We start from the raw sequence: 25,057 nt of genomic DNA on the forward strand, positions 1-25,057 counted from the left end.
TCAGGGCCGGATGATGATGGGGGGCGGGTTGATGATGATGGCCGGCGCCGCCATGGGCATGACGACTTGCGGCGGCGCCATGTAGCCCTGACGGTAGTCGTCACGGCATTTGCGCTTTTCCTGGTATTCGCCGTTGCGCTTCCATTTGCGCTCGACCCTGCAATTGCCTTCCCAATACTTCTCTTTGTACTCGCGGCCGTGGCGATGGTGGTGGCGATCGGAGTCGGCTTCGGCCGCCAACGGTGCAAGCGACAGCACGGCGGCGGCCGACAAGGCCAGCAATGGGGAACAAGCGCGGGAATTCAGAATGCGGTGCATGGGTTCGACGTCAGATGAAAACGGCGTCACCATAGCAATCATTCGATTGACAGCGCGTAGGGATGCGTAACGAGATGCTGGGGGAGGGGGGAAAGATGCTGGAGGCGCAAGCCGGAATCGAACCGACGTACACGGATTTGCAATCCGCTGCATAACCACTCTGCCATTGCGCCAGCACTTGCAAGAAAAAAGGAAGCGCGGTGTTGGCCGTTGCTTCCTTTTTGTATTTGGAGCGGGAGACGAGTCTCGAACTCGCGACCTCAACCTTGGCAAGGTTGCGCTCTACCAACTGAGCTACTCCCGCTTGGGTACTGCTTTGTACTGCTTCGTACTACTTACTGCGTGCATTGCTGCATGCAGTGGTGAAATTCGCGATGACTTCTCGCTTGGCCGTTTCCACCAAAGACAGCGATTATACACAGAATTTTCAAAGAAACGCTGCGAATCGAAATCTGGAGCGGGAGACGAGTCTCGAACTCGCGACCTCAACCTTGGCAAGGTTGCGCTCTACCAACTGAGCTACTCCCGCATTTCCCTGCACTGAAAAACAGGTGGATTGATGTAATCCAAAAGTTGTTCTTTGCAAGAGAGGCGGAAGTATACAGAAATTTAAAAAGTTTGCACGCGGCGAGGGGAATAAAGTCGAATTTCGTGACTGAGCCGGTGGGCTTAATCGCTTATTTCGCAAATGACGCGGTGCGTGCGCAGTTGCTGTTGCGCATCCAGATAGCACAGCATCACGCTGTTCTCCAGGCATGCGATCGTGGCCGCGCTGGCCAGTTCGGGCGGCAGGCTGCCAAGGTCGAATGCGATGCTCGCCGCGGGGTCCGCCTTGTGACGTATCTGCGCGAGGATGCGGTCAAGCCGCAGGGTCAACTGGCGGATGTCGCGGGTATCGGGCAAGGCGTGGGCGTGCAACGCGATGTCCGCGGAGGCGCAAACGGCTTCCAGCGGCGCCAGTTCGCTGGTTTGCCGGTACAGTGCATGCAGCGTGGGGTGCCGGGCGGTGCGGGGGAGGTCGCGCAGCGCCGGGTCGCCGGTCGCAAGCGTGATCAGGTGGTCCGGTTTCGGAGATGCGATCGGAGGGCTCATCCGGTACAGGATGCGCCGTTTGAAGTGATGCACCGTCATCATCGAAGAGGCGAACATCAGCAGCAGCGCCAACAGCAAGGGCATCAGCCAGATCATCAGGCTGGGGCGGTCGGTGAACGGGTGCAAATAGTTTTCGACCGCGGCTGGGTAGAAGTAGCGCAGCAGCGGCTTGAACATGAGCCCTTCGTTCAGCGCATCAGTGACCCAGCTGATCAGTACGACGGAACCGATCGCGTAGCTGGCGGTTTTCAAGCGGTGCAGCAACACCGCGCGGCTAATTGCCTTCATGGCGCAGGCCTCCTGGAGATTGGCCGAGGGTGTGTCACGCGCGGCCGGGAAGACCATCGATTATGCCCAGCGGGGCGAAGGTTGGGCTCGCGCCTGCGCCCGGCTCTGCCGAAGGTTTGATATCCGGCAACTCAGGGAGGAACGCAATCGGTCCGGCGCTTGGGAAATGCAGGCTCGTCCGGGCCTGCCAGCAGCTCGGCCAGGCGCGTTCGCGACGCAGCCGGCAAAAGGGCTGGGTTCGCGCCCGCATCGATCAGTTGGGTCGCGACCGGTTTTCTGCCTATGCGCACGGCCTCCTCAAGCGCGGAGATGCCGTTGCGAGGCCGGGCGTCCAGATCCGCGCCATGCGCGCGCAGCAGGCGCAGGAACTCGGCTGTGCGCGGCGATTGCGTATCGCGCATGAAATCGGACAAGGCGGTGATGGGCGCGGTGCCGGGATAGGGGTCTGCGCCGTTGATGACGGCATTTACCGGCAAGCCCTGGGTGTCGATGAGCCATCTGCCGACTGTGGTCGCGGCGCCGCCTGCGGCCGCCACGAGCAGGGTGTCGTTCTGGTCCAGGGTCTTGCCGCGCAAGGTCAGCGGCACGCCATTGGCGGCGAGCATCTTCACGGTGTCCAGGCGATCGAGTGTGGCCGCTGTCCACATTGCCTCGCGCCGCGCCGACATGTCGCTTGCGGGCAGCAGCAAGGCCACGAGCGCGTCGTCGCGCTTGGCGATCGCGACGCTCAAGGCGGAAAGCGCCGGCAGGTACCGGCCTTCGCAGGTGTACAGGTCCATAGAGGGCGCGGTCAGACTGGCGCTGACCGTCGCGCCTTGTGCGATCAGGTGGCTGGCCACTTGGTGGGCGCGTGCCATTGTCGCGTTCATCAGCAGGCCCTGGTCGGTGATTCCTTCGCGGCATGCCGCGGCGCAGGATTGCTGCGCCAAGGTCAGGGCGGCGACGTCGTCGCTACGCACTGCGTTCCAGATGGCGCTGCGTTGCTGGAGGCTGCGGCGGTCCAGCCAGTTGTCCCAGACGGCTTTGCAGGCGACGGCGGCAAAGGCGATGGTGGGCAGGGCCTGGATGATCAGCACGATACGCAGCCACCGCAAGCGCGCGCCCAATCGCCAGGCCAGCAGGTTGCATAGGAACGATATGGCGTTTCCCAGGCCGAGCCCCATCAACCCCAGTGCCAAGGCCAGGTTCGGGAACATGCCGCCTGAGGAGTTCGTGGCGAGGCCGGCAATGCCCGCGATCACGCCCGCAACGAGCGACAGGCCGGACAAGATGGCAAGCAAGGGATTGAAGGCGGGGGCAGGGGAGTGCGGCATGCCCGGGAATGTACCGCGGATGTGCGGCCATGCTTGCTGCACGCATATCGAGCGGGCATGAAAAAAGGGCCCGTAGGCCCTTTTTAATGATCCGCAGAATTTTCTGTAAAACGCTGCAAATCTGAATTGGAGCGGGAGACGAGTCTCGAACTCGCGACCTCAACCTTGGCAAGGTTGCGCTCTACCAACTGAGCTACTCCCGCGTGGATTCTGAAAAAACGATCCAGAACCTTTTTCTTATGCACTCTGATCAACTTGGTTATCGATCAGAAGGCGCGCATCTTACATGATTTTTTTGAGTTTGTCATGAGCATGATGTTGCTTGAACATCAGGCCCAAACACTCAATCAAGTAATATGAGCGAAGACAGAAACTATAGCATAGCCAGTAGCACCCATGTCAAATCCTGCCCCCTCCAGCGCCGCCCCTGTTGCGTTAATCCCCACTGCCCAAGACCTGACCCGTCTGAATACGCTGGGGTTGGCGTCCCGTGCCGACGCGTTCGTCACGTTGGACGACCCTGCGCAATTGCCCGCCTTGTCGGAGCTGGCACGACAAGCCGACTCCCTCCTGGTGCTAGGCGGCGGCAGCAATGTGGTACTGCCCCAGCGGGTGCCGGGCCTGGTTGCGCAGGTGGCTTTCAGGGGCGTGCGCTTGCTGGAGGCGCGGTCTGACGCGTGGTTGGTCGAGGCCGCGGGCGGCGAGAACTGGCACCGCTTCGTGGAAACCTGCGTCCACAACGGCTGGGACGGCTTGGAGAACCTGGCGTTGATTCCGGGGATGGTGGGGGCAGCGCCCGTTCAGAATATTGGCGCCTATGGCGTGGAATTCGAAGAGCGCTTCCATAGCCTGACTGCCTGGGATGTGCCGGCGGGGCGGTTGGTTGAAATGTGCGCAGCCGATTGCCGCTTTGCCTACCGCGATAGCGCGTTCAAGCACGACGCGCCGGGCCGCTGGATCATCGTCAGCGTGCGTTTCGCGTTGCCCCGGCCCTGGCGGCCGGTGCTGGGCTATCCCGACCTGCAGCGCCATGCGCGGCTGACGCAAGGCACGCCCACGGCGCGCGACATTTTCGATGCGGTGTGCGAGATCCGCCGCGCCAAGCTGCCCGACCCCGCCGTCACCGGCAATGCGGGCAGCTTCTTCAAGAATCCCATCGTGGCGGCTAGCGTGCGCGACAGCCTGGTGACGCAATTTCCGGGGCTCGTGTCGTACGCCCAACCAGACGGCCGCTACAAGCTGGCCGCAGGCTGGCTGATCGATCAATGCGGCTGGAAGGGGCGGGCATTGGGCGCGGCTGGCGTGCACGATCGGCAGGCGCTGGTGCTGGTGAACCGCGGCGGGGCGAATGCCGCGGACATCATGGGCTTGGCGCACGCGATCCAGCAGGCTGTCGCCGAACGCTATGGCGTCACGCTGGAGCCGGAGCCCGTGGTGGTCTGAACGGCCAACGCTTCGTCTCCGACCGCCTCTCGCGGGCGAAAAAAAAGGATCCCGAGGGATCCTTTTTTTGTATTTTCGGGACCTTAAAGGCCCAGCACCGATTGCATGTCGTACAAGCCGTTGTGCTTGTCTTCCAGGAAGCGCGCAGCGCGCAGCGCGCCTTCCGCGTAGGTGGCGCGGCTGGCCGAGCGGTGCGTGATTTCGATGCGCTCGCCGATGCCGCAGAACGACACGGTGTGATCGCCCACGATATCGCCGCCGCGCAGGACCGAGAAGCCGATGGTGCCGGGCTTGCGTACGCCGGTGTCGCCGTGGCGGCTCCAGGTGGCCACGTCCGGCAGGGCAACGTCCCAGGCCGATGCGATGGTCTCGCCCATCTTCAAGGCGGTGCCCGAGGGGGCGTCGACCTTGTTGCGGTGGTGCGCTTCGAACACTTCGACGTCGTAGCCGGAATTCAGGATGCGCGCCGCCATGTCCAGCAGCTTGAGCGTGGCGTTGACGCCGACGCTCATGTTAGGCGCGAACACGATGGCGATCTTCTGCGCGGCCACGTCGATGGCGGCGCGGCCGTTGTCATCGAAACCGGTGGTGCCGATCACGGCGCGCGTGCCGTGCTTGACGCAGGCCTGCAAGTGCTCGAGCGTGCCTTCGGGGCGGGTGAAGTCGATCAGGCAGTCGGCCTTGGCCAGCGCATCGAGGTCATCGGTGAGGAGCACGCCCGTCTGTTGGCCGAGCGGTGCGCCGGCATCCTGGCCCAGGGCGGTGGAGCCCTTGCGGTCCAGCGCAACCGTCAGTTGCAGGCCGGTGGACTTGAGGACGGCATCGATCAGCATCTGGCCCATACGGCCGCTGGCGCCGGCAATTGCAATACGCATGTAAAAGAATCCTAGGGGGTTAGCGGAGCGGCTCGGGCGAGTTGCCGGGCTGGCCGGGGTACTGGTTCAGCGGGCTGACCGGGGCGGCCGAGTCGCGCTTCTTCTGTTCCGCTTCTTCCTTCAGCCGGGCTTCGTCCTGGTCCAGGCGCTTGTCGGCCTTTTCGTCGGCCGTGGAGCTGGGCGTGTTCAGCTGATAGGGTTGCAGGTCAGGCTGCTTGTCGCCTTCCCAACGGGTCAGCCGGTCGTTTTCGAACCAGACGGTGAACTTGCGTTCGCGGGCTTCGCCGTAGCCGGGCTTGTAGTAGTAGGGGTAGTCCCAGCGATTGGCGTGCAGCACGCTGGTCAGCGTGGGGCTGCCCAGCGCGAAGCGCACTTGTTCGCGCGTCATGCCGGGTTGCAGCAGGGCGACCTGTTCCTGGGTGATCCAGTTACCTTGCTGGACGCCAGCCTTGTAGGGGAAGCCCCACTTGTCTCCCGTGCAACCGGCAAGGGCGACGGCCAGGGCGGCAACGGCCAATCCGGTCTTCAGCGAGCGGGAGGGAATTCGTGCAATCATGGACACTACGCGCCCCTATTATTTGGAAGCAGACAAAACCGTTATCATAAAGGTTTCATAAGGATAGTTCCGCGGGGCGGCATGAATTCAGGGGAGCCGGCTCGCGGCGCGCCCCACATCCTTGCCCATGCCAACGCGGACGGAGAGCGATTACACCATGAGCGACCAAAGCGAACTGAAGAACATGGGTTTGAAGGCGACTTTTCCCCGCCTGAAAATTCTTGATATTTTCCGTAAATCCGACCAGCGGCACCTCAGCGCCGAAGACGTCTACCGCGCCTTGATCGGCGAAAACGTCGAAATCGGCCTGGCGACTGTCTACCGCGTGCTGACCCAGTTCGAACAGGCCGGTATTCTTGCCCGCAGCCAGTTCGACAGCGGCAAGGCCGTGTTCGAGCTCAATGACGGCGATCACCACGATCACCTGATCTGCACGAACTGCGGCAAGGTGGTGGAGTTTTCGGATCCGGACATCGAAAAGCGCCAGCAAAAGATCGCCAAGGACAACGGCTTCGCGTTGGAAAGCCACGCGATGGTGCTGTACGGCATCTGCGGCAGCTGCCTGAAAGGCCGCTAAGCCGCCTGCGTTCGTCCCACGGCCTACGGCCGCGCTCGCCGCGGGTTCGTGAGTCTCAAAGCCCCTTCAATCAGAAGGGGCTTTTTGTTGGGCGGCAAATAAAAACCCCCCGAGCACGGCCACGGGGGTTATCCGAAGGCGGATAGCGATCAGGCGGCGGGTTGGCCGAAGCCTTCCAGCATTTCTCGGGCGTGTTCGCGCGTCGTGGCGGTGAGCTTGATCCCGCCCAGCATGCGGGCGATCTCTTCGACACGGGCAGGGGCGTCCAGCTCTTCGATGCTGGAGCGCGTGGTGCCGCGCGATTCGGTCTTGCTGACGAGGAACTGGTTGTTGCCGCAGGCGGCGACCTGCGGCAGGTGGGTGACGCACAGCACCTGATGGCGTTCGCCCAGTTCGCGCAGCAGTTTGCCGACCGATTCCGCCACCGCGCCGCCGACGCCGCTGTCGACTTCGTCGAAAATCAGCGTGGGCACTCGGGCCGCGCGGCTGGCGATGACGGACAACGCCAGCGAGATGCGCGACAGTTCGCCGCCTGAGGCGACCTTGGCCAGAGGGCGGGGCGTGGTGCCGGCGTGGCCGGCCACCAGGAATTCAACTTGCTCGTTGCCGTGCGCGGACGGTGCGCACGCCGCCAGCGTGGGCTCGAACTTGCCGCCTTGCATGGCCAGCGTCTGCATGGCCTGCGTGACCTGTTTGCCCAGGTCTTTCGCGACCTTGCGGCGGGCAGTGGTGAGTTTGGCGGCCACCGCATCGTATTGCACCTGGGCGGCGGAGAATTGGGCGCGCAGGGCATCGATGTCGCCCGCGGCCTGCAACGCGGCCAGTTCGGCGTGCAGCGAGTCACGCAATTCGCACAGGGCGTCGGGTTCGACGCGGAACTTGCGGGCGGTCTCGAACACGAGGCCCAGGCGCGACTCCACCTCGGCCAGACGCTTGGGGTCCAGGTCGACGCGGCTGACGTAGTTGTTCAGGTCGGATACGGCTTCGCTGATCGCGATGCGGGCGGATTCCAGTTCGTCATGCACGCCTTGCAGGCCGGGGTCGTGCCGCAGCATCTGCTGGATGCGGTGGTTGGCCGCCGTGATGCGGTGATGCGCGGAATCGCCTTCGCCGTCCAGCGCTTCCAGGATCTGCGAGGCGCCGTCCAGGAGGGATTGGGAATGCGACAGCCGGGTGTGCTCGGATTGCAGCGAATCCCATTCGTCCGTGCCCAGCGCCAACTGGTCCAGTTCTTGAACCTGCCATTGGATACGATCGCGCTCGGTCGCCAGGCTGGCGGCGTCTTTCTCCGCGGCTTCCAGCTGCCGCGCCAACGCGCGCCATTGCTTCCAGGCCTGGCCGACGGCCTGGCGCAGATCGCCGTGGCCGCCATGGGCGTCGAGCAGGTCGCGCTGGGCATCGGGGCGCATCAGGCTTTGATGGGCATGCTGGCCGTGGATGTCGACCAGGCTGTCGCCCAGCTCGCGCAACTGGGCCACGGTGGCGGGCGTGCCGTTGATATAGGCGCGGCTGCGGCCTTGCGCATCGATGACGCGGCGCAACGACAGTTCGTCGTCGGCGTCGATCTCGCGTTCGGCCAGCCAGGCGTGCAGCGACTTGGGCGTGTCGAAGACGGCGGTGATGTCGGCGCGGGGCGCGCCTTCACGCAGCATGCTGGCGTCGCCGCGTTCGCCCAGGGTCAGCGCCAGCGCATCCACCAGGATGGATTTGCCCGCGCCGGTCTCGCCGGAGAAAACGGTGAAGCCGGCGCCGAAATGGATCTCGGTCTGTTCGACGATGACGAAGTCGCGGATATGCAGGGTGCGCAGCATGTCGGGGCGCTTACTACTCTACGTTGTCGGTGGCTTGGGGCATCAGGTTCCAGTGCAGCTTGCGGCGCAGGGTGGAAAAGAAGCTGTAGCCCTCGGGGTGCACGAAGCGGATGGTATAGGGCGCACGCTGCACGACGATGCGGTCGCCCGGTTGCAGGTCCGACCAGGTCTGCATGTCGAAATGCACGCTGGCGCCCACCTCGACCCGGCCCATGGCGGTAAGGGTCATGTTCAGCACGCCGGTGTCGGGGATGACGATAGGGCGGTTCGACAGCGTTTGCGGCGCGACGGGGACCAGCACCATGGCGTTCATGCCGGGGTGCAGGATGGGGCCGTTGGCCGACAGGGCGTACGCGGTGGAACCCGTGGGCGTGGCGATGATCAGGCCGTCGGCGCGTTGCGTGTACATGAAGGCACCGTCCAGCTCTACGCGCACTTCGATCATGCCGCCGCGCCCGGCGCGGTTCAGCACGACGTCGTTCAAGGCCGACGCGGAATACATCTTCTGGTCGCCGCGCCACACGCTGCCTTCCAGCAGCATGCGCTCTTCGATCTGGAAGCTGCCTTCGAGCACGCGCGCCAGCGCGCCATGCGCGTCTTGCAGCGGAATGTCGGTGATGAAGCCCAGCCGCCCGTGGTTGATGCCGACGAGCGGCACGCCGAAGGGCGCCAGGTGGCGGCCCGCGCCCAGCACGGTGCCGTCGCCGCCCATCACGACGGCCAGCGACGCGCGCTGGCCGATTTCCTCGAGGGTGGCAACGGGGTATTCGGTCAGGCCGGTATTACGCGCGGTATCGGCATCGATGAGCACGTGCCTGCCCGCTTGCGTCAGCGCGTGCGCAAGGGCTCTCAGCGGTGTGTCCAGGCCGGTGTCCTGGTATCTGCCGATCAGGGCGACGGTAGGAAAGTGCATGGATGCGTGCGTATCGAAAAAGGTAAACCCAGAAAGCCGAAACCCGCCCGGAGGGGGGCTGATTAGCCGATTATATGGGGCCGCATATCTGCTTGCGGGACAAAAATCGCCTTAAGTGGAAAAGATTCCCTAAAATACCTGTTATGGATGACCGCGCACGCGCACTACTGAAAGCGTTGATAGAACGCTACATCGCCGATGGGCAGCCAGTCGGCTCGCGGACGCTATCGAAAGTCTTCGACTTGTCCCCGGCCACGATCCGCAATGTGATGGCGGACCTGGAAGAGCTGGGGCTGATCCATAGCCCGCATACGTCCGCCGGCCGTGTCCCCACGCCGCGGGGCTATCGCATGTTCGTCGATTCCTTGCTGGCCGTGCAGTCCTATCAGCTGCAACCGCACAACATGGGCGAAATGCTGTCGGCCGCCGAACCCACCCGCGCCGTCAATGCCGCGGCCGCGCTGCTGTCTAACCTGACGCAGTTCGCCGGCGTGGTGCTTACGCCCAAGCGCGCCCAGGTGTTCCGCCAGATCGAATTCATCCGGCTGTCCGACAAGCGGGTGCTGCTGATCATCGTCACGCCCGACGGCGACGTTCAGAACCGCATCCTGTTCGTGCAGCGCGATTACGTCGAAGCCGAATTGCTGGAAGCCGGCAATTTCTTCAACATGCATTTCGCCGGCAAGTCCTTCAATGCGGTGCGCCAGACCTTGTCCACCGAGCTTGCCCAACTGCGCGAAGACATCTCGCGCCTGATGCAGGCAGCGGTGGAGGCCAGCGCCGAAGCCGCCGAAGACGGCGACGCCATGATCATTTCCGGCGAACGCAAACTGCTGGACGTGACGGACATCGCGTCCGACATGGACCGGTTGCGCAAGATGTTCTCGCTGTTCGAAAAGAAGACCGACCTGCTGCAGCTGCTGGACGTGTCCAGCCGCGCGCAGGGAGTGCAGATTTACATCGGCGGCGACTCGCAACTGGTGCCGATGGAAGAAGTGTCGGTCATTACCGCGCCCTACGGCGTGGACGGCAAGGTGGTGGGCACGCTGGGCGTGATCGGTCCCACCCGCATGGCGTACGAGCGCGTCATTCCCATCGTGGACATCACGGCGCGTTTGCTGTCCAACGCCCTCAGCCACAACCAGTAGGTCCATTCAAAGCTACATCCTCCTTGCGGAGGAAGGGGAGTTTTTGTGTTTCTTCGTCTGTTCAAGTACCTGTGGCCTGAACGCTATCTGCCGGAAACCGAGCAGGACGACCCCTTCAATGAAGATCCGCCGCCGCGCGGGCCCGGCAAGGTTGGCGTGCTGCTGGTGAACCTGGGCACCCCGGACACGCCGGACAAGGCCGGCATCAAGAAATACCTGGGCGAATTCCTGTCCGACCCCCGTGTGATCGAAATCCCCCGCTACCTGTGGAAGCCCATCCTGCACGGGCTGGTGCTGACCTTGCGCCCCAAGAAGCTGGCGCCGCGCTATGCCGGGGTGTGGCTTAAAGAGGGTTCGCCCCTGATGGTCTACAGCCAGCGCCAGGCCGATGGCGTGCGCGCGGCTTTGCACGCGGCGGGCATCGACGCGGTAGTGGAATTGGGCATGCGCTACGGCAACCCGTCGATCCCCGACGCGATCACGCGCCTGCGGGCCGCGGGCTGCGAGCGCATCCTGACCGTACCGCTGTATCCGCAGTACGCCGCCAGCACCACGGCCACCGTGGTCGACGCGGTGACCCGTCACGCCGCCCGTCTGCGCGACCAGCCCGAACTGCGCTTTACCAAGCGCTTCCATGAAGACCCGGCCTGGCTGGATCCGCTGGCCGCGCGCATCGAAGCCTTTTGGCGCGAACATGGCAAGCCGCAGAAGCTGGTGATGAGCTTTCACGGCCTGCCGCGCTATTCGATCGAGCTGGGCGACCCCTATTACCGCGATTGCATGGAATCGGCGCGCCTGTTGTCGCAGCGGCTGTCCTTGCCCCGCGAACAGATCGAAGTGACGTTCCAGAGCCGTTTCGGCACTGCCCGCTGGCTGGAGCCCTACACCGAACCTACGCTCAAGGCGCTGGCGGCCTCGGGGGTGACGGAGGTGGATGTGGTGTGTCCGGGATTTGTGGCAGACTGTCTGGAAACCCTGGAAGAGATCAGCCTGGAATGCCGCGACGCGTTTGTCGAGGCAGGCGGCACGCAGTTCCGATACATCCCCGCCTTGAATGACGATCCGGCCTGGATTGCCGGCCTGGCCGGCATGGTGGAACGGAACTTGCAGGGCTGGCCGCTGACATCCCGGGCCCCCACGGACTTGAAGGAGAAGGCGCATGCACCATGATCCCAAGAGCGGTAAGGCAGTAAAAAAGGGGACGGTTTCCACCCCTGTTGATGAGGATCAGGTCGAGCACGATCTGGACGAAGCCCTGGCCGAGACCTTTCCGGCCAGCGACCCCATCGCAATCCGGTCCGAACCGGATGACGACGACGCGCACGTCGACCGCGCGCTGAAAGAAAGCTTCCCCGCCAGCGACCCCGTCGCGCCGGCGCAGCCCCACAAGAAGTAAGCGGTCGCTCCGCCCGGGACCCGGGCGGGCGCCGTCAGGGAATATTTCGCTTTCCCGGGCTTGAAATAGGGGTATTGGCCCCCATTCATGTCTGCGAAAGCCATTCTTTTTGGAGGATTCCCCATGACGGCACCCCACGAGCCTGTAGATCAGACGCCCGAAGTCGGCCAGAACGCCGACGCGGCCCCCGCCGCCCAGGACGCCGCGCAGGCCGAGCTGAACGAGTTGCGCGCCCAACTGGACGCCGCCCAGGCTACCGTCAATGAGCAGCACGACCAGCTTCTGCGTGTGCACGCCGAAGCCGAGAACGTGCGCCGCCGCGCCCAGGAAGAAGTGTCCAAGGCGCGCAAATTCGGCATCGAGTCGTTCGCCGAAAGCCTGGTTCCGGTCAAGGACAGCCTGGAAGCCGCATTGGCCCAGCCCGACCAGACCGTTGAAACGTTGCGTGAAGGCGTTGAAGTCACCCTGAAGCAATTGGCCGCGGCCTTCGAGCGCAATCTGCTCAAGGAAATCGCGCCGGCCCAGGGCGACAAGTTCGATCCGCACCTGCATCAAGCCATCTCGTCGATCCCCAACGCACAGCCTGCCAACACCGTGTTGCAGCTGCTGCAGAAGGGCTACGCCATCGCCGACCGGACCTTGCGCCCGGCGCTGGTGGTGGTGTCCGCGGGCCAAGGCTGATCGCGGCTCTGCGCGCCATGACCGATCCCCGCTTCGATCCGGCTCAGGTCTTCCAGGTGTTCGGCATGCGTCATGTCGACACCGCGGGATTCGATGCTGCCGTGGTCCAGGCGCCGGGGTCGGATTTGCGTTGCGTGTTCCTGTGGGGCCAGGATTGCTACAACTGCAATCTTTTCAAGCAGGCGGCGTTGCTGCACCAAGAGACGTTACTGGGGCTGGGCCTGACCTGGTTCGAGGCCGACGTCTACGCCGACGAGCCCCTGGGCCGCCGCTTTTCCCTGCATGGTGTCCCCACTTTTGTGCTGTACCGGGCCGGAAAGCGGCTTGGACGCATCACCGGCTGGCCCGGATTGCCCCAGTTCACGGCGGCCATCCAGCGGTTACAGGACCCGGGTGCGGAAAATTCCGGCCAGGCGTCTTGAAAAACCCTGCGAGTAGCCCCAGTTATGTGGGGACAAGAAGTTTCCCTCTATTTTCATAGATTTAATTCAAGGTACCCACCATGAGCAAGATTATTGGCATTGACCTGGGCACGACCAACAGCTGCGTGGCTGTCATGGACGGCGGGCAGGTCAAAATCATTGAAAACGCGGAAGGCGCTCGCACCACTCCCTCGATCGTCGCCTACATGGACGACGGCGAGACCCTGGTCGGCGCACCCGCCAAGCGCCAGGCCGTGACCAACCCGCGCAACACCCTGTACGCGGTGAAGCGCCTGATCGGCCGCAAGTTCGAAGAAAAGGCAGTGCAGAAGGACATCAACCTGATGCCCTACACCATTGCCCGCGCCGACAACGGCGACGCCTGGGTGGAAGTGCGCGGCAAGAAGATGGCGCCTCCCCAAGTGTCGGCTGACGTGCTGCGCAAGATGAAGAAGACCGCCGAGGACTACCTGGGCGAAGAAGTGACCGAGGCCGTCATCACCGTGCCCGCCTACTTCAACGACAGCCAGCGCCAGGCCACCAAGGACGCCGGCCGCATCGCCGGTCTGGAAGTCAAGCGCATCATCAACGAACCCACCGCTGCCGCGCTGGCGTTCGGCCTGGACAAGACCGAAAAGGGCGACCGCAAGATCGCCGTGTATGACTTGGGCGGCGGCACGTTCGACGTGTCCATCATCGAAATCGCCGACGTGGACGGCGAAAAGCAGTTCGAAGTGCTGTCGACCAACGGCGACACCTTCCTGGGCGGCGAAGACTTCGACCAGCGCATCATCGACTACATCATTGCCGAGTTCAAGAAGGAACAAGGCGTTGACCTGTCCAAGGACGTGCTGGCGCTGCAACGCCTGAAGGAAGCCGCTGAAAAGGCCAAGATCGAACTGTCGTCCGCTCAGCAGACCGAAATCAACCTGCCGTACATCACGGCGGATGCCTCGGGCCCGAAGCACTTGAACCTGAAGATCACGCGCGCCAAGCTGGAAGCGCTGGTCGAAGAACTGATCGAACGCACGATCGAGCCCTGCCGCGTCGCCATCAAGGACGCCGGCGTGAAGGTTTCCGACATCGACGACGTGATCCTGGTCGGCGGCATGACCCGCATGCCCAAGGTCCAGGAAAAGGTGAAGGAATTCTTCGGCAAGGATCCGCGCAAGGACGTGAACCCCGATGAAGCCGTCGCCGCTGGCGCCGCCATCCAAGGTTCCGTGCTGTCGGGCGACCGCAAGGACGTGCTGCTGCTGGACGTGACGCCTCTGTCGCTGGGTATCGAAACCCTGGGCGGCGTGATGACGAAGATGATCCAGAAGAACACGACGATCCCGACCCGGTTCTCGCAGACCTTCTCGACCGCTGACGACAACCAGCCGGCCGTGACGATCAAGGTGTTCCAGGGCGAGCGCGAAATCGCTGCGGGCAACAAGGCCCTGGGCGAGTTCAACCTTGAAGGGATCCCGCCGTCGCCGCGCGGCATGCCGCAGATCGAAGTCACGTTCGACATCGACGCCAACGGCATCCTGCACGTGTCCGCCAAGGACAAGGGCACCGGCAAGGAAAACAAGATCACCATCAAGGCCAACTCGGGTCTGTCGGAAGACGAGATCCAGCGCATGGTCAAGGATGCCGAGGCCAACGCCGAGGAAGATCACCGCGTTGCCGAACTGGCCCAGTCGCGCAACCAGGCCGACGCGCTGGTGCACGCCACCCGCAAGTCGTTGACCGAGTACGGCGACAAGCTCGAGGCTTCCGAAAAGGAAAGCATCGAAGCCGCCATCAAGGACCTGGAAGACACGCTGAAGGAAGGCGACAAGGCCGCGATCGACGCCAAGGTGGAAGCCCTGTCGACCGCATCGCAGAAGCTGGGCGAGAAGATGTACGCCGATATGCAGGCGCAACAAGCCGCCGGCCAGCAACAAGCGGCCGACAACGCGAAGCCGGTGGACGACAACGTGGTCGACGCCGACTTCAAGGAAGTCAAGCGCGACCAATAATGGCCGGGCGCTGACCAGCCTCTGCCGCCCGGTAGCCGGAGAAATCCGCCTACCGGGCGAACTCATTCTGTAGCACTGAAAAGATGGCTCGTTTTTGAGCCCACGGATCATGGCAAAACGCGACTATTACGAAGTTCTGGGCGTAGCGAAAAACGCCTCGGACGACGAACTCAAGAAGGCCTATCGAAAGCTGGCCATGAAGTACCACCCGGACCGTAATCCGGACAGCAAAGAAGCCGAAGAGAAGTTCAAGGAAGCCAAGGAAGCCTACGAGGTCCTGGGTGATGAACAGAAGCGCGCCGCGTATGACCGCTATGGCCATGCGGGCGTCGACCCCAACTCCGCCGGCATGGGCGGGGCGGGCATGGGCGGCGGCTTTGCCGACGCCTTCGGCGACATCTTCGGCGAAATCTTCGGCGGCGGGGGCGGTGGTGGCCGTCGTGGCGGCGGCCCGCAGGTGTATCGCGGAGCCGACCTGAAGTACGCGCTGGAAATCACGCTGGAACAGGCCGCGGCCGGTTTCGACACCGAAATCCGCGTACCCAGCTGGGAAAACTGCGACACCTGCCACGGCTCCGGCGCCAAGGTCGGCACCTCGCCCAAGACCTGCCGCACCTGCGGCGGTTCGGGCGCCGTGCGCATGCAGCAAGGCTTCTTCAGCGTGCAGCAGACCTGCCCGACCTGCCACGGCAACGGCAAGGAAATCACGGATCCGTGCCCGTCCTGCGACGGCGTGGGTCGTATCCGCCGCAACAAGACCCTGCAGGTCAAGATTCCGGCCGGTATCGACGACGGCATGCGCATCCGCTCCAGCGGCAATGGCGAACCGGGCATCAACGGCGGCCCTCCGGGCGACCTGTATGTGGAAATCCACATCAAGCAGCACAAGATCTTCCAGCGCGACGGCGACGATCTGCACTGCGAGCTGACCATCCCGTTCACCACGGCGGCGCTGGGCGGCGAGCTTCAGGTGCCCACGCTGGGCGGCAAAGCCGAGATCTCGATTCCCGAAGGCACGCAGTCGGGCAAGACCTTCCGCCTGCGCGGCAAGGGCATCCGCGGCGTGCGGGGCAGCTATCCGGGTGACCTGTACTGCCACGTTGTCGTGGAAACGCCGGTGCGCCTGAGCGAAGACCAGAAGAGCATCCTGCGCCAGTTCGAGACCTCGCTGAACGACGGGGGCGACCGCCACTCGCCGCAAAGCAAGTCCTGGACGGACCGCGTGAAGGAATTCTTCAGCTGAATCGCTTGAAGCATGAAAAAGCCGCGAACCTGTGTCGCGGCTTTTTTTTGGCTGTCGATCGTGGAATCGGGGCTGATGAGGCGTGCGACCCGCGGCGGATTTCTTCGGGCAGGATTCGCGTTTCAGCCTTCCCGCGCAATAAAAAGGCCGCGGCTGTGACGCCGCGGCCGTACTGCAGGTGCTGCTACTGCTAGGTGTTGCCACTACTACTACTTGTGTTGCGACTGCTAGGTGCTGCGACTGCTCAGTACTGCTTCTGCTACATCTACTGCTGGGTACTGCTTTACTGCCAGGTACTGCGCTACTGCTTAGGTACTGCGCTACTGCTTAGGTACTGCGCTACTGCTTAGGTACTGCTTGGGTACTACTCAGGCACTGCTACTGCGGTTGCCGCTGTACCGAAAAAACCGGCCCCAAGCCATGATGCCGCCTGAGGCCGGCCGGGCTACAGCAAGCAGCTCACCGGGTGATCGGCGGATATTCGAGTTCGCCGAACGTGTATTGGCCGCTGGCCTTGGCTTGGGCCAGTTCCTGCTGGACTTCGGCGCGCGTCTTGACGGCGGCGGGTGCTGCGGCGACGGGCGGGTATTGCAGTTCACCGAACGTGTACTGGCCGCTGACCTTGGCTTGCTGCAGCTGGGCTTGCACTTCTTGCGAGCTCAGGCTGGCGCCTTGCGGCAGGGCGGGCGGGTAGTCCAGTTCACCGAAGGTGTATTGGCCGGTAGCCTTGGCTTGTTGCAGTTCGGTCGCGACTTGGGCGCTGGTCTTGCCTTGTTCAACGCCGGCGGCTTGGGCGCCAACGCCAACCAGGGCCAGGGATAGCAGCAGGGTGGTGGTTAGGGTTTTCATGGTAGACCTCCAATCTTGTCAGTGGGTACCGAATCCGGCGGCCCTCCGTCGTGGTTCGTTGTTTGTTCCCGATGACTGAATTCTGCGCGTTATCCCACCTGGGATAAACCCGTATTCCCTGAAAACATCTTTCCAAATAACCGAGTAATAAATCGGTTAGGCAGAAATCTCCCCGCCCATGGCATGGTTTTGTAAATACGAAGGTCAGAACACCCGGAGGGCCGGCATTTCATCATGCAAAAAAAAGCCCCTGCCAAGGCAGGGGCCGGTACTGCAGAAGCGGGGTGTCAGGGGGCGGCTTTCTTTTTGAAGTCGCCGGCGACCGCCGTGCTGAAGCCATCCGGGCGCAGATACCTGCGCAGGGCGGCATTGACCGCGTCGGGCGTCAGCGCCGAGATCTTCTTGTCCATCTCGGCTGACCATTCGAACGTGCGGCCACGCTGCAGGTAATCCAGCCACGTGCCGGCCAGCACGTCGTCTTGCGCGCGGGCCAGGTTGCGGTAGTTCAGCAGGGCGTTGATGCCGTCAGAGATTTCCTTTTCCGAGAAACCTTCCTTCAAGACGCGGGCCAGTTCCTCGTTGATGGCCTTTTCCAGGCGTTCGCGGTTCTGCGGCGCGTAGATGGCGTACATGGTCCAGCTGGCGCTGGGCTCGAACGAGGAGACCGACAGCGAACTGCGGACGTTGTAGGACAGACCCTCGGTTTCACGCACGCGGTTCCACAGGCGCGAGGTTTCGGAAGCGCCGAACAGGTAGTTGGCCAGGTACAGCGAGGCGTAATCGGCGTCCGTGTCTTGCAGCTTCAGCGGCATGCGGGAGACGTAGAAGGCGTTGGCCTTGTCGGGCGTGTCGATGTCGAACTGCTTGGCGGGGATGTCGCGGTACGGGTTGCCGACGCGCGTGTAGGCGGGCGCTTTCTTCCAACCGGCCAGACCGGCCTTGATGGCCTTTTCCACGGCTTCCGGCTCAAAGTCACCAACGGCCGAGTATTCGATCTTGCCCGCGCCGTAGAACTTGGCGTGGAACTTGGCAAGCGCCTCGCGGTTCAGGCCGCGCACGCTGGCAAGCGATTCTTCGAACGTGGGCACATAGCGCAGGTCGTCGGCAGGCCACGGATTGTCCTGACGGGCCAGCGCGCGTCCGGCCAGGGCCGAAGGCTCGGTCATGGCGTTCTGGATCGAGGTTTCAAGCTGACGCTGGTATTCCTCGAGCTGTTCCTTCGGGAAGTTGGCGTTGCGGACGATATCAAGCGCCAGGGCGGTCAGTTCAGGCAGGTTCTCGCCCTTGGTCGACATGGCGATCTTGAGGGTGGTGCCGCCGCCGCTGAAACCCAGTTCGGCTTGCAGCTTGTCCAGGCGGTCCTGGATGTCCTGGCGCGACAGCTTGGCCGTGCCGCGAGTCAGCAGGTCGGCCACGGCGCTGGAATTCACGCGCTGGCCCAGCAGGTCTTTTTCGTTGCCAAACTGAATCAGCATCTGGGCCTGCACGCGGTTGCCGCGCGTGGCCTTGGGCAGAAGTGCCAGTTGAACCGGGCCATTGGGCAGGTCCAGCTTTTTGCGCTGGGTCAGCTTGTCGATGTTGGCAGGGGTGGGATCGAAGGCGGACGCGGCCTTGAAGTCCGGATCGCCCTTGTAGTCCTTGAACACGGCGGTGAGGTCTTCACGCTGCAACTGCGGCGCGCGCAGGGGCTTTTCCGTGGGGATGTAGCGGCCTTCGATGCGGTTGCTTTGCACCAGGTAGGTGACGGCGGCTTGCTGAACGTCGGCCAGCGAGGCCTTGCGCGCGCGGTCGCGCTGCAGGAAGAACAGGCGCCAGTCGCCCGCGGCGATGGCTTCGGACAGCGCCACGCCGACTTGTTCGGGATCGCTATAGGTCTGTTCCCATGCCGTCAGCCATTTGCTGCGCGCGCGATCCAGTTCCTGTTGCGTGAAGGGCTTCTTGCCCAGCGTTTCCAGCGTGCTGGTCAGGGCCTGCACGGCGGTGTCCAGATTCTTGCCGGGGGGCAGTTGCGCGCCGAACATCGCCAGGCCCGGGTCGCGGTTTTCCATGGTGAAACCGAACACACCCGAGGCCAGCTTGGTGGCGACGAGCGCATGGTACAGGCGGCCCGACGGCGTGTCGGACAGGATGACGGTGGCCAGGTCCAGCGGCACGAAATCGGGGCTGCCGGCGGCAGGGATGTGGTACATCGCAGCGACCAGCGGGGTGCCGCCAGTGCGGCGCAGCGTGACCGAGCGTTCGCCGTCCTGCACGGGTTCCACGGTGTATTCGGGCGGCAGCTTGCGGTCCGGCTTGGGCAGCTTGCCCAGCGTTTCCTCGATGTCCGCCAGCGTGGCTTGCGGGTCGAACTTGCCGGCCACGATCAGCACGGCGTTATCCGGCTGGTAGTACTCGTGATAGAAAGCGCGCAGCTGTCCGATGTCCACGTTTTCCACGTCGGATCGGGCGCCGATGGTGTTCTTGCCATAGCTGTGCCACTGGAAGGCTGCGGCCTGCATCTTCTGCATCAGGATGCGGGAGGGGCTGTTTTCCCCGCTTTCCATTTCGTTGCGGACCACGGTCATTTCCGAATCCAGGTCTTCCTTGGCGATCAGGGAATTGACCATGGCGTCGGCTTGCCAGCCCAGGTACCACTTGAGGGTCTCGGGGTTGGCGGCGAAGCTGGCGAAATAGTTGGTGCGGTCGCTGGAGGTCGAGCCGTTGGCCTGCAGGCCGCGGCGCGAAAACTCGCCCATGGCGTTGCGGGTGGTGGACGTGCCCTTGAACAGCATATGTTCGAGCAGGTGCGCCATGCCGGTCTGGCCGTAGTTCTCGTTGCGCGAGCCGACCAGATAGGTCATGTTGACCGTGGTCGAGGGCTTGGATTCGTCGGGGACCAGCAGCACTCTCAGGCCATTGGCCAGGCGGTATTCGGTGATGCCTTCAATCGAGGCGGCCTCCGAGACGCCGGCCGGAAGGCTGGCGGCGCCGGCCTGGAAGGCCATAAAGGAGGAAAACAGCAGCACACCCAGCGGGCGCGGCAGCTTCGATAGGGACAGGCGCATGGCAGACAATTCCTTTGGCATGGCAGAATCCGTTGGAGTGTATACGTTGGCAATGGTTCAAGGGCCGATCCCAGGCAGCGGCCCCCGGCCAACCGCAAGGAAATCCGATATGTCTTTATCCCTGGAAGTTGAAACGCCACGCCTGGTGCTGCGGCAGTGGCGCGCTGACGACCGCAGGCCGTTCGCCGAGATGAATGCGGACCCGCGCGTGACGGAGTTCCTGCTGCCGCTGTCCGCGCCGGAAAGCGACGCGCTGGCCGACCGGTTGGCTGCAGGCATCGACGAGCATGGCTGGGGCTTCTGGGCGGTCGAGGCGCCCGGCGTGGCGCCTTTCGTGGGCTTTGTGGGCATCAAGCCGATGCCGCCCGTGTTGCCGTTTGCGCCGGGCGTGGAGGTCGGCTGGCGCCTGGCCCAGCCGTTCTGGGGGCGCGGCTACGCCAGCGAAGCCGCCCTGGCCGCGCTGCGCGTCGGGTTCGAGCAAGTGGGGTTGGGCGAGATCGTGGCGTTCACGGCGGTGGGCAACCAGCGTTCACGTGCGGTGATGGCCCGCCTGGGCATGCAGGAGGACGCCGATCCCTTCGATCATCCCGCCGTTCCCGAAGGCCATCCGCTGCGACGCCATGTGCTGTACCGCATGGGCCAGGCGCAATGGCGCCTGCAGGAAAAGGGTGACGCAGAGTCAGGCGGGCCGCCGGTTGCGGCCGCATAAGGGCCGGAAAGCCGCGACGCCATAGGGTGCTGCAATGCAACATCCTTAGCGCACAAGGCAAATTTGAGGTCGGTCCGCGTGCGGGTGTAAGCTTTGAAGAACGTAGTAGCTGTTGCCGACGGGATGCGCGACAGCCGTCTACCGGCTTCCCGTCCAACGCCAGACGCCGCCGCAAGCGCGGCGCCGGTGCTTGTCGTTCGCGCCTTCGCTGCCGGCATCCTGCCGGCGCATTTTTCGGAGGAACGACCCATGCTGACCGAGATCGTCACGCGTGCCTTGTCCCAATTGACCGGTAGCGCCCTGAGCGGCGACGGGATCAAAGGGCAATTTCAGTACGCCTATGCCAGTGATGACGGCCAATTCGTGGCCATATTGACGCATGACATGACCACCTATGTCGTGGACCTGAGCACTCAACGGTATTTCGCGGAGTGCGGCGGTTCGCCCCGCGGGTTTGCCGGACATGTGCTGGAAATGGAAGGCGCCGCAGCGCGCAGTCATCCCTGGCCGGCTGCCAATGACCTGTTCGACCTGGACATGGACGCCGATGAGCTTTCCTGGCGGCAGTGTCCTGGCCTGCGCCAGGCAGCCGCCGCCCACCGATCTGTGGAGAGCCGCGCCGCCTGAGAGTGGCCAGAAGCGGCAGCAACTCACTGAACCGGCGGATTCGCCGGTTTTTTTTGTGACGGACGCGTGTCGTGGCGCAGGCGCGACCGGTACAATTTTTCAATGACCTCGCCCGCTGAAACTTTCGCGCCGGATGGCGCCATCCTTGTCGACTGCACGCATGAACGCCATGCGGACCAGATACTGGCCATCTTCAACGACGCCATCGTCAACTCGACGGCGCTCTACGACTACAAGCCGCGGCCGCGCGAGGCGATGCAGGGCTGGTTCCAGACCAAGCAGCAAGGCGGCTTTCCCGTGGTGGGTTTCGAGAACGCGGCGGGCGAGTTGATGGCGTTTACCAGCTACGGCACGTTTCGCGCGTGGCCCGCATTCAAATATTCGGTGGAGCATTCGGTCTACGTCGACGGGCGGTTCCGCGGCATGGGCCTGGGCGAGGCCATGATGCGCGTGCTGATCGAGCGTGCGCGCGTCAATCAGGTGCACGTGCTGGTTGGCGGCATCGACGCGTCGAACGAGGGCAGCATCCGCTTGCATGAGAAGCTGGGCTTCAAGCATGCCGGCACGATCAAGGAAGCCGGGTTCAAGTTCGGCCGCTGGCTGGATCTGGCGTTTTATCAGCTGACGCTGGATACGCCTGAAGCGCCGGTGGATGGCTGACGGCCGCACGATGGGTTACGCGCGCTGAAGCTCGCGGTCTTTGCGGAGCTTCTACTCGCGCTTCACCCATCCTACTTGGATAGCACCCGCATGGCTTGTTCCAGGCCGGCGACGGTGACCGGGTACATGCGGTCCTGCATGATGTCGCGCATCAGCGCGATGGACTGGCGGTACTGCCACGACGCGGTGGGCTCGGGATTCAACCAGACCGATTTGGGCCAGGCGTCGAGCAAGCGCCGCATCCACTCGGCGCCGGGTTCCTTGTTGTAATGCTCGACCGAGCCGCCGGGCTGCAGGATTTCGTAGGGGCTCATGGTGGCGTCGCCGACGATGATCAGCCGCCAGTCCGGGTTGTACTTGCGCAGTACGTCCCAGGTGTCGAAGCGTTCGTTCTGGCGCCGGCGGTTGCTTTGCCACAGGCTTTCGTAGGGACAGTTGTGGAAGTAATAGACTTCCAGGTTGCGGAATTCGCTGCGGGCCGCTGAAAACAGCTCTTCGACGCGCCCGATGTGGTCGTCCATGCTGCCGCCCACGTCCAGCAGCATCAGCACCTTCACGGTGTTGTGGCGTTCGGGGACCATCCGCAAGTCCAGGTGGCCGGCGTTGCGCGCGGTGCTGGCGATGGTGTCGTCCAGGTCCAGTTCCAGCTCGGCGCCTTGGCGCGCAAAGCGCCGCAGCCGGCGCAGCGCCACCTTGAAGTTGCGCGTGCCGAGTTCGACCTGATCGTCGTAGTCCTTGAACTGGCGCATGTCCCAGACCTTGACCGCCGTGCGGTTGCCGGCCGATGCGCCGCCCACGCGTATGCCTTCCGGGTGGTAGCCGCCGTTGCCGAACGGCGAGGTGCCGCCGGTGCCGATCCATTTGCTGCCGCCCGCGTGGCGTTCCTTCTGCTCTTCCATGCGTTCCTTGAAGAGCTCCATCAGCTTGTCCCAGCCGTGCTTTTCGATGGCGGCCTTGTCTTCGGGCGACAGGCTTTTCTCGAACTGCTTGATCAGCCAGTCCAGCGGAATGTCCTTGCCTGCCGGCAAGGCGGCTTCGATGCCCTTGTAATAGGCGCCGAAGGCCTTGTCGAAACGGTCGTAGAGCGACTCGTCCTTGACCAGCGTGGCGCGCGCCAGGAAGTAGAACTCGTCTAGCGTGGGCGCCATCAGGTCCTGGCGCAGCGCGTCCACCAGAGTCAGGTATTCCTGGACCGAGACGGGCAGCTTGTGCGCCCGGAGGTGATAGAAGAAGTCGATCAGCATGTGCGGGCCGCCGGTAGCTGCAGGATCAACGGCGCTGACCGCCGCGCGTCATGGCCGCGAGGCGCTCCAGCAGGTGCACGTCTTGTTCGTTCTTCAACAGCGCGCCGGCCATCATCGGCACCGCGGTGGCGGTGTGCGCGTCGATTTCGGCGGCCGTGGCGTCTTCGGCCAGCAGCAGGCGCAGCCAGTCCAGCAGTTCGGACGTGGACGGCTTTTTCTTCAGCCCCGGTGCGTCGCGCAGCGTGAAGAAGGTGTCCAGCGCGGCACGTAGCACGTCCTGCTTCAGGTGCGGATAGTGCACGGCGACGATGTCGCGCATGGTCTCGCGGTCGGGGAAGCGGATGTAGTGGAAGAAGCAGCGACGCAGGAACGCGTCGGGCAGGTCCTTCTCGTTGTTTGAGGTAATGATGACCAGCGGGCGGTGCCGCGCGGCGATGGTCTCGCGCGTTTCGTACACATGGAATTCCATGCGGTCCAGCTCGCGCAGCAGGTCGTTGGGGAATTCGATATCGGCCTTGTCGATTTCGTCGATCAGGAGCACCACCGGCTCGTCCGCCTGGAAGGCTTGCCACAAGGTGCCTTGCACGATGTAGTTGCGGATGTCGCGGACTTTCTCGTCGCCCAGCTGCGAGTCGCGCAGGCGCGACACCGCGTCGTATTCGTACAGGCCCTGGTGCGCCTTGGTCGTGGACTTGATGTGCCATTGCAGCAGGGGGCGGCCCAGCGCGCGCGCCACTTCTTCGGCCAACATGGTCTTGCCCGTGCCGGGCTCGCCCTTGATCAGCAGCGGCCGCTGCAAGGTCAGGGCGGCGTTCACAGCCAGCTTCAGGTCGTCGGTGGCGACGTAGCTGTCGGTTCCGTTGAAGCGGGCAGGCGAGGTGGAGGGGGCGGACTGGGCTGCGGACATTGTCTGATGGCTTCCGAGGATTGACGGTGATCAATACCATCGTAAGGTATTAATCCTGAGCAATTATCGTACAATCAGGCGGTTTTGCAGTTGGGTTCGACCCGCAACGTGTTTGCAGGGGGCCTTTTCGTGTGATGCAGGCCCTAGTCCTTAAGCCATACCAAGAAGAGCCATTCCAATGAAGTTGCGAACCTCTCTGAAGTGCACGGTTTCCGTGTTGGCCGCGATGGCATCCTGTGCGATCGCCGGCCAGGCTGTTGCTGCTGACGCAGCGCCTGTCGGCAACATCCAAAACGCCCGAGACAAAGTCTCCATGTGCATCGGTTGCCACGGCATCGAAGGCTACAAGGCGACGTTTCCCGAGCTCTATCACGTGCCGATGATTGCTGGCCAGAACGCCAAGTACATCGAAACTGCCCTGAACGAGTACAAGAAAGGCGCGCGCAGCCATCCCACGATGGACGCCATTGCCGGCAGCCTGTCCGACCAGGACATTGCCGATCTGGCCGCGTACTACTCGAATCTCAAATAAGGGGCAAACACATGAACCGCACCATGCTTGCCCTTGCGGGCGCGACCTTGGCCTTTGCAGGCACTGCCGCCCAGGCGCAGGATCTGGCGGCCGGCAAGGCCGTCTTCGACAAGTTCAATTGCGCATCGTGCCACGGCGCCGATGCCAAGACGGCGGTAGACCCCGCCTATCCGACGCTGGCAGGCCAGCACGCCGACTACCTGGTCCACGCCCTGAAGGCGTACAAGCGCGGCGCCTCCGGCAGCGCGGCCACGGCCAACGTGCGCAAGAACCCCATCATGGGTGCTTTCGCGACCCAGCTGTCCGACCAGGACATCTCCAACGTCTCTGCGTGGCTGGCGTCATTGCCCAGCGATTTGGGCGTGCGCAAGTAAGCCCTGGCGGCTTGGCGCAATAAAAAACC

General features: G+C 63.5%; 25 protein-coding genes and 4 tRNA genes. 14 read left to right on the forward strand and 15 right to left on the reverse strand.

All coding sequences use genetic code 11. The annotated features are described in order from the left end of the window. The 7 genes from AC3WMU_RS20175 to AC3WMU_RS20205 form a co-directional block, all read right to left on the reverse strand. Positions 1-318, reverse strand: coding sequence for a hypothetical protein (locus tag AC3WMU_RS20175; protein WP_035214200.1), 318 nt, complete (start codon positions 316-318; stop codon positions 1-3). 99 nt (positions 319-417) lie between these two features. Next, positions 418-491: transfer RNA gene (locus AC3WMU_RS20180), tRNA-Cys, on the reverse strand. Between the two features lie 55 nt (positions 492-546). Next, positions 547-622, reverse strand: a tRNA-Gly gene (locus tag AC3WMU_RS20185). Between the two features lie 149 nt (positions 623-771). Further along, positions 772-847 (reverse strand) — tRNA-Gly (locus AC3WMU_RS20190). A 140-nt stretch (positions 848-987) separates the two neighbouring features. Beyond that, entirely contained in the window at positions 988-1,698 is a 711-nt protein-coding gene (locus tag AC3WMU_RS20195; RefSeq protein WP_492282876.1) for a hypothetical protein, read from the reverse strand. A gap of 131 nt (positions 1,699-1,829) precedes the next feature. Then, the gene (locus AC3WMU_RS20200; protein WP_492282877.1) at positions 1,830-3,011 is read right to left on the reverse strand and encodes an ankyrin repeat domain-containing protein; all 1,182 of its coding nucleotides are present in this window, start codon (positions 3,009-3,011) and stop codon (positions 1,830-1,832) included. 127 nt (positions 3,012-3,138) lie between these two features. Further along, positions 3,139-3,214, reverse strand: a tRNA-Gly gene (locus AC3WMU_RS20205). Positions 3,215-3,407: 193 nt separating this feature from the next. On the opposite strand from AC3WMU_RS20205, the gene murB reads away from it, so the two are divergent. Continuing rightward, positions 3,408-4,454 carry a UDP-N-acetylmuramate dehydrogenase gene (gene murB / locus AC3WMU_RS20210; protein ID WP_035212737.1) on the forward strand — a complete coding sequence of 349 codons (1,047 nt, stop codon included), beginning with the start codon at positions 3,408-3,410 and terminating at the stop codon, positions 4,452-4,454. Positions 4,455-4,537: 83 nt separating this feature from the next. On the opposite strand, the gene dapB is transcribed toward murB, so the two are convergent. Together dapB and AC3WMU_RS20220 are read right to left on the reverse strand one after the other, a co-directional pair. Further along, positions 4,538-5,329: a 4-hydroxy-tetrahydrodipicolinate reductase gene (gene dapB / locus AC3WMU_RS20215; protein WP_006223537.1), complete on the reverse strand. Its 792-nt coding sequence runs from the start codon at positions 5,327-5,329 to the stop codon at positions 4,538-4,540. Between the two features lie 19 nt (positions 5,330-5,348). After that, positions 5,349-5,885, reverse strand: a complete 537-nt coding sequence (locus AC3WMU_RS20220; protein WP_035212739.1) for an outer membrane protein assembly factor BamE — start codon at positions 5,883-5,885, stop codon at positions 5,349-5,351. Between the two features lie 157 nt (positions 5,886-6,042). Between AC3WMU_RS20220 and fur the strand changes: the two genes are divergently transcribed. Next, entirely contained in the window at positions 6,043-6,462 is a 420-nt protein-coding gene (gene fur, locus AC3WMU_RS20225; protein ID WP_006223539.1) for a ferric iron uptake transcriptional regulator, read from the forward strand. 149 nt (positions 6,463-6,611) lie between these two features. Here fur and recN read toward each other — a convergent pair whose 3' ends face one another. Both recN and AC3WMU_RS20235 read right to left on the reverse strand, forming a co-directional pair. Beyond that, on the reverse strand, positions 6,612-8,273 hold the full coding sequence (gene recN / locus AC3WMU_RS20230; protein ID WP_280025870.1) for a DNA repair protein RecN: 1,662 nt from the start codon (positions 8,271-8,273) through the stop codon (positions 6,612-6,614). Positions 8,274-8,286: 13 nt separating this feature from the next. Then, positions 8,287-9,186 carry an NAD kinase gene (locus AC3WMU_RS20235; RefSeq protein ID WP_006223541.1) on the reverse strand — a complete coding sequence of 300 codons (900 nt, stop codon included), beginning with the start codon at positions 9,184-9,186 and terminating at the stop codon, positions 8,287-8,289. 143 nt (positions 9,187-9,329) lie between these two features. Between AC3WMU_RS20235 and hrcA the strand changes: the two genes are divergently transcribed. From hrcA to dnaJ, 7 genes are all read left to right on the forward strand, one after another. Further along, positions 9,330-10,334, forward strand: coding sequence for a heat-inducible transcriptional repressor HrcA (gene hrcA, locus AC3WMU_RS20240; RefSeq protein WP_006223542.1), 1,005 nt, complete (start codon positions 9,330-9,332; stop codon positions 10,332-10,334). Positions 10,335-10,379: 45 nt separating this feature from the next. Continuing rightward, a complete protein-coding gene (hemH, locus tag AC3WMU_RS20245; protein WP_006223543.1) occupies positions 10,380-11,504 on the forward strand; it encodes a ferrochelatase in 1,125 nt (374 codons plus the stop codon). Further along, positions 11,494-11,730, forward strand: a complete 237-nt coding sequence (locus AC3WMU_RS20250) for a hypothetical protein (RefSeq protein ID WP_006223544.1) — start codon at positions 11,494-11,496, stop codon at positions 11,728-11,730. Before hemH ends, AC3WMU_RS20250 begins: the two co-directional genes overlap by 11 nt. Positions 11,731-11,853: 123 nt before the next feature. Beyond that, a complete protein-coding gene (gene grpE / locus AC3WMU_RS20255; RefSeq protein WP_088587769.1) occupies positions 11,854-12,411 on the forward strand; it encodes a nucleotide exchange factor GrpE in 558 nt (185 codons plus the stop codon). Positions 12,412-12,428: 17 nt separating this feature from the next. Beyond that, positions 12,429-12,833, forward strand: coding sequence for a thioredoxin family protein (locus AC3WMU_RS20260; RefSeq protein WP_006223546.1), 405 nt, complete (start codon positions 12,429-12,431; stop codon positions 12,831-12,833). A gap of 80 nt (positions 12,834-12,913) precedes the next feature. Next, positions 12,914-14,839: a molecular chaperone DnaK gene (dnaK, locus tag AC3WMU_RS20265; RefSeq protein ID WP_006223548.1), complete on the forward strand. Its 1,926-nt coding sequence runs from the start codon at positions 12,914-12,916 to the stop codon at positions 14,837-14,839. Positions 14,840-14,948: 109 nt separating this feature from the next. Beyond that, a complete protein-coding gene (gene dnaJ, locus AC3WMU_RS20270) occupies positions 14,949-16,082 on the forward strand; it encodes a molecular chaperone DnaJ (protein WP_006223549.1) in 1,134 nt (377 codons plus the stop codon). Between the two features lie 459 nt (positions 16,083-16,541). Here dnaJ and AC3WMU_RS20275 read toward each other — a convergent pair whose 3' ends face one another. After that, positions 16,542-16,931 carry a DUF4148 domain-containing protein gene (locus tag AC3WMU_RS20275; protein WP_006223550.1) on the reverse strand — a complete coding sequence of 130 codons (390 nt, stop codon included), beginning with the start codon at positions 16,929-16,931 and terminating at the stop codon, positions 16,542-16,544. Positions 16,932-17,218: 287 nt separating this feature from the next. After that, a complete protein-coding gene (locus AC3WMU_RS20280; RefSeq protein WP_280025869.1) occupies positions 17,219-19,975 on the reverse strand; it encodes a M16 family metallopeptidase in 2,757 nt (918 codons plus the stop codon). A gap of 109 nt (positions 19,976-20,084) precedes the next feature. Here AC3WMU_RS20280 and AC3WMU_RS20285 point away from each other — a divergent pair, with 109 nt between their 5' ends. From AC3WMU_RS20285 to AC3WMU_RS20295, 3 genes are all read left to right on the forward strand, one after another. Beyond that, entirely contained in the window at positions 20,085-20,684 is a 600-nt protein-coding gene (locus AC3WMU_RS20285) for a GNAT family N-acetyltransferase (protein ID WP_280025868.1), read from the forward strand. Positions 20,685-20,933: 249 nt separating this feature from the next. Further along, entirely contained in the window at positions 20,934-21,311 is a 378-nt protein-coding gene (locus AC3WMU_RS20290; protein ID WP_088587775.1) for a hypothetical protein, read from the forward strand. 102 nt (positions 21,312-21,413) lie between these two features. Then, on the forward strand, positions 21,414-21,971 hold the full coding sequence (locus tag AC3WMU_RS20295; protein ID WP_492282878.1) for a GNAT family N-acetyltransferase: 558 nt from the start codon (positions 21,414-21,416) through the stop codon (positions 21,969-21,971). A 71-nt stretch (positions 21,972-22,042) separates the two neighbouring features. Here the strand turns inward: AC3WMU_RS20295 and AC3WMU_RS20300 are convergent, their stop codons facing one another. Together AC3WMU_RS20300 and AC3WMU_RS20305 are read right to left on the reverse strand one after the other, a co-directional pair. Then, positions 22,043-23,215, reverse strand: a complete 1,173-nt coding sequence (locus AC3WMU_RS20300; protein WP_280025867.1) for a vWA domain-containing protein — start codon at positions 23,213-23,215, stop codon at positions 22,043-22,045. A 25-nt stretch (positions 23,216-23,240) separates the two neighbouring features. Further along, the gene (locus AC3WMU_RS20305; RefSeq protein WP_006223556.1) at positions 23,241-24,122 is read right to left on the reverse strand and encodes an AAA family ATPase; all 882 of its coding nucleotides are present in this window, start codon (positions 24,120-24,122) and stop codon (positions 23,241-23,243) included. Positions 24,123-24,300: 178 nt separating this feature from the next. Here AC3WMU_RS20305 and AC3WMU_RS20310 point away from each other — a divergent pair, with 178 nt between their 5' ends. Both AC3WMU_RS20310 and AC3WMU_RS20315 read left to right on the forward strand, forming a co-directional pair. Further along, positions 24,301-24,654 (forward strand): c-type cytochrome, encoded by a 354-nt coding sequence (locus AC3WMU_RS20310; RefSeq protein WP_006217806.1) that lies wholly within the window; start codon positions 24,301-24,303, stop codon positions 24,652-24,654. Between the two features lie 11 nt (positions 24,655-24,665). Continuing rightward, a complete protein-coding gene (locus AC3WMU_RS20315) occupies positions 24,666-25,028 on the forward strand; it encodes a c-type cytochrome (protein ID WP_088587777.1) in 363 nt (120 codons plus the stop codon). Positions 25,029-25,057 lie beyond the last annotated feature (29 nt).

Source organism: Achromobacter sp. FW305-C-13 (assembly GCF_058783475.1).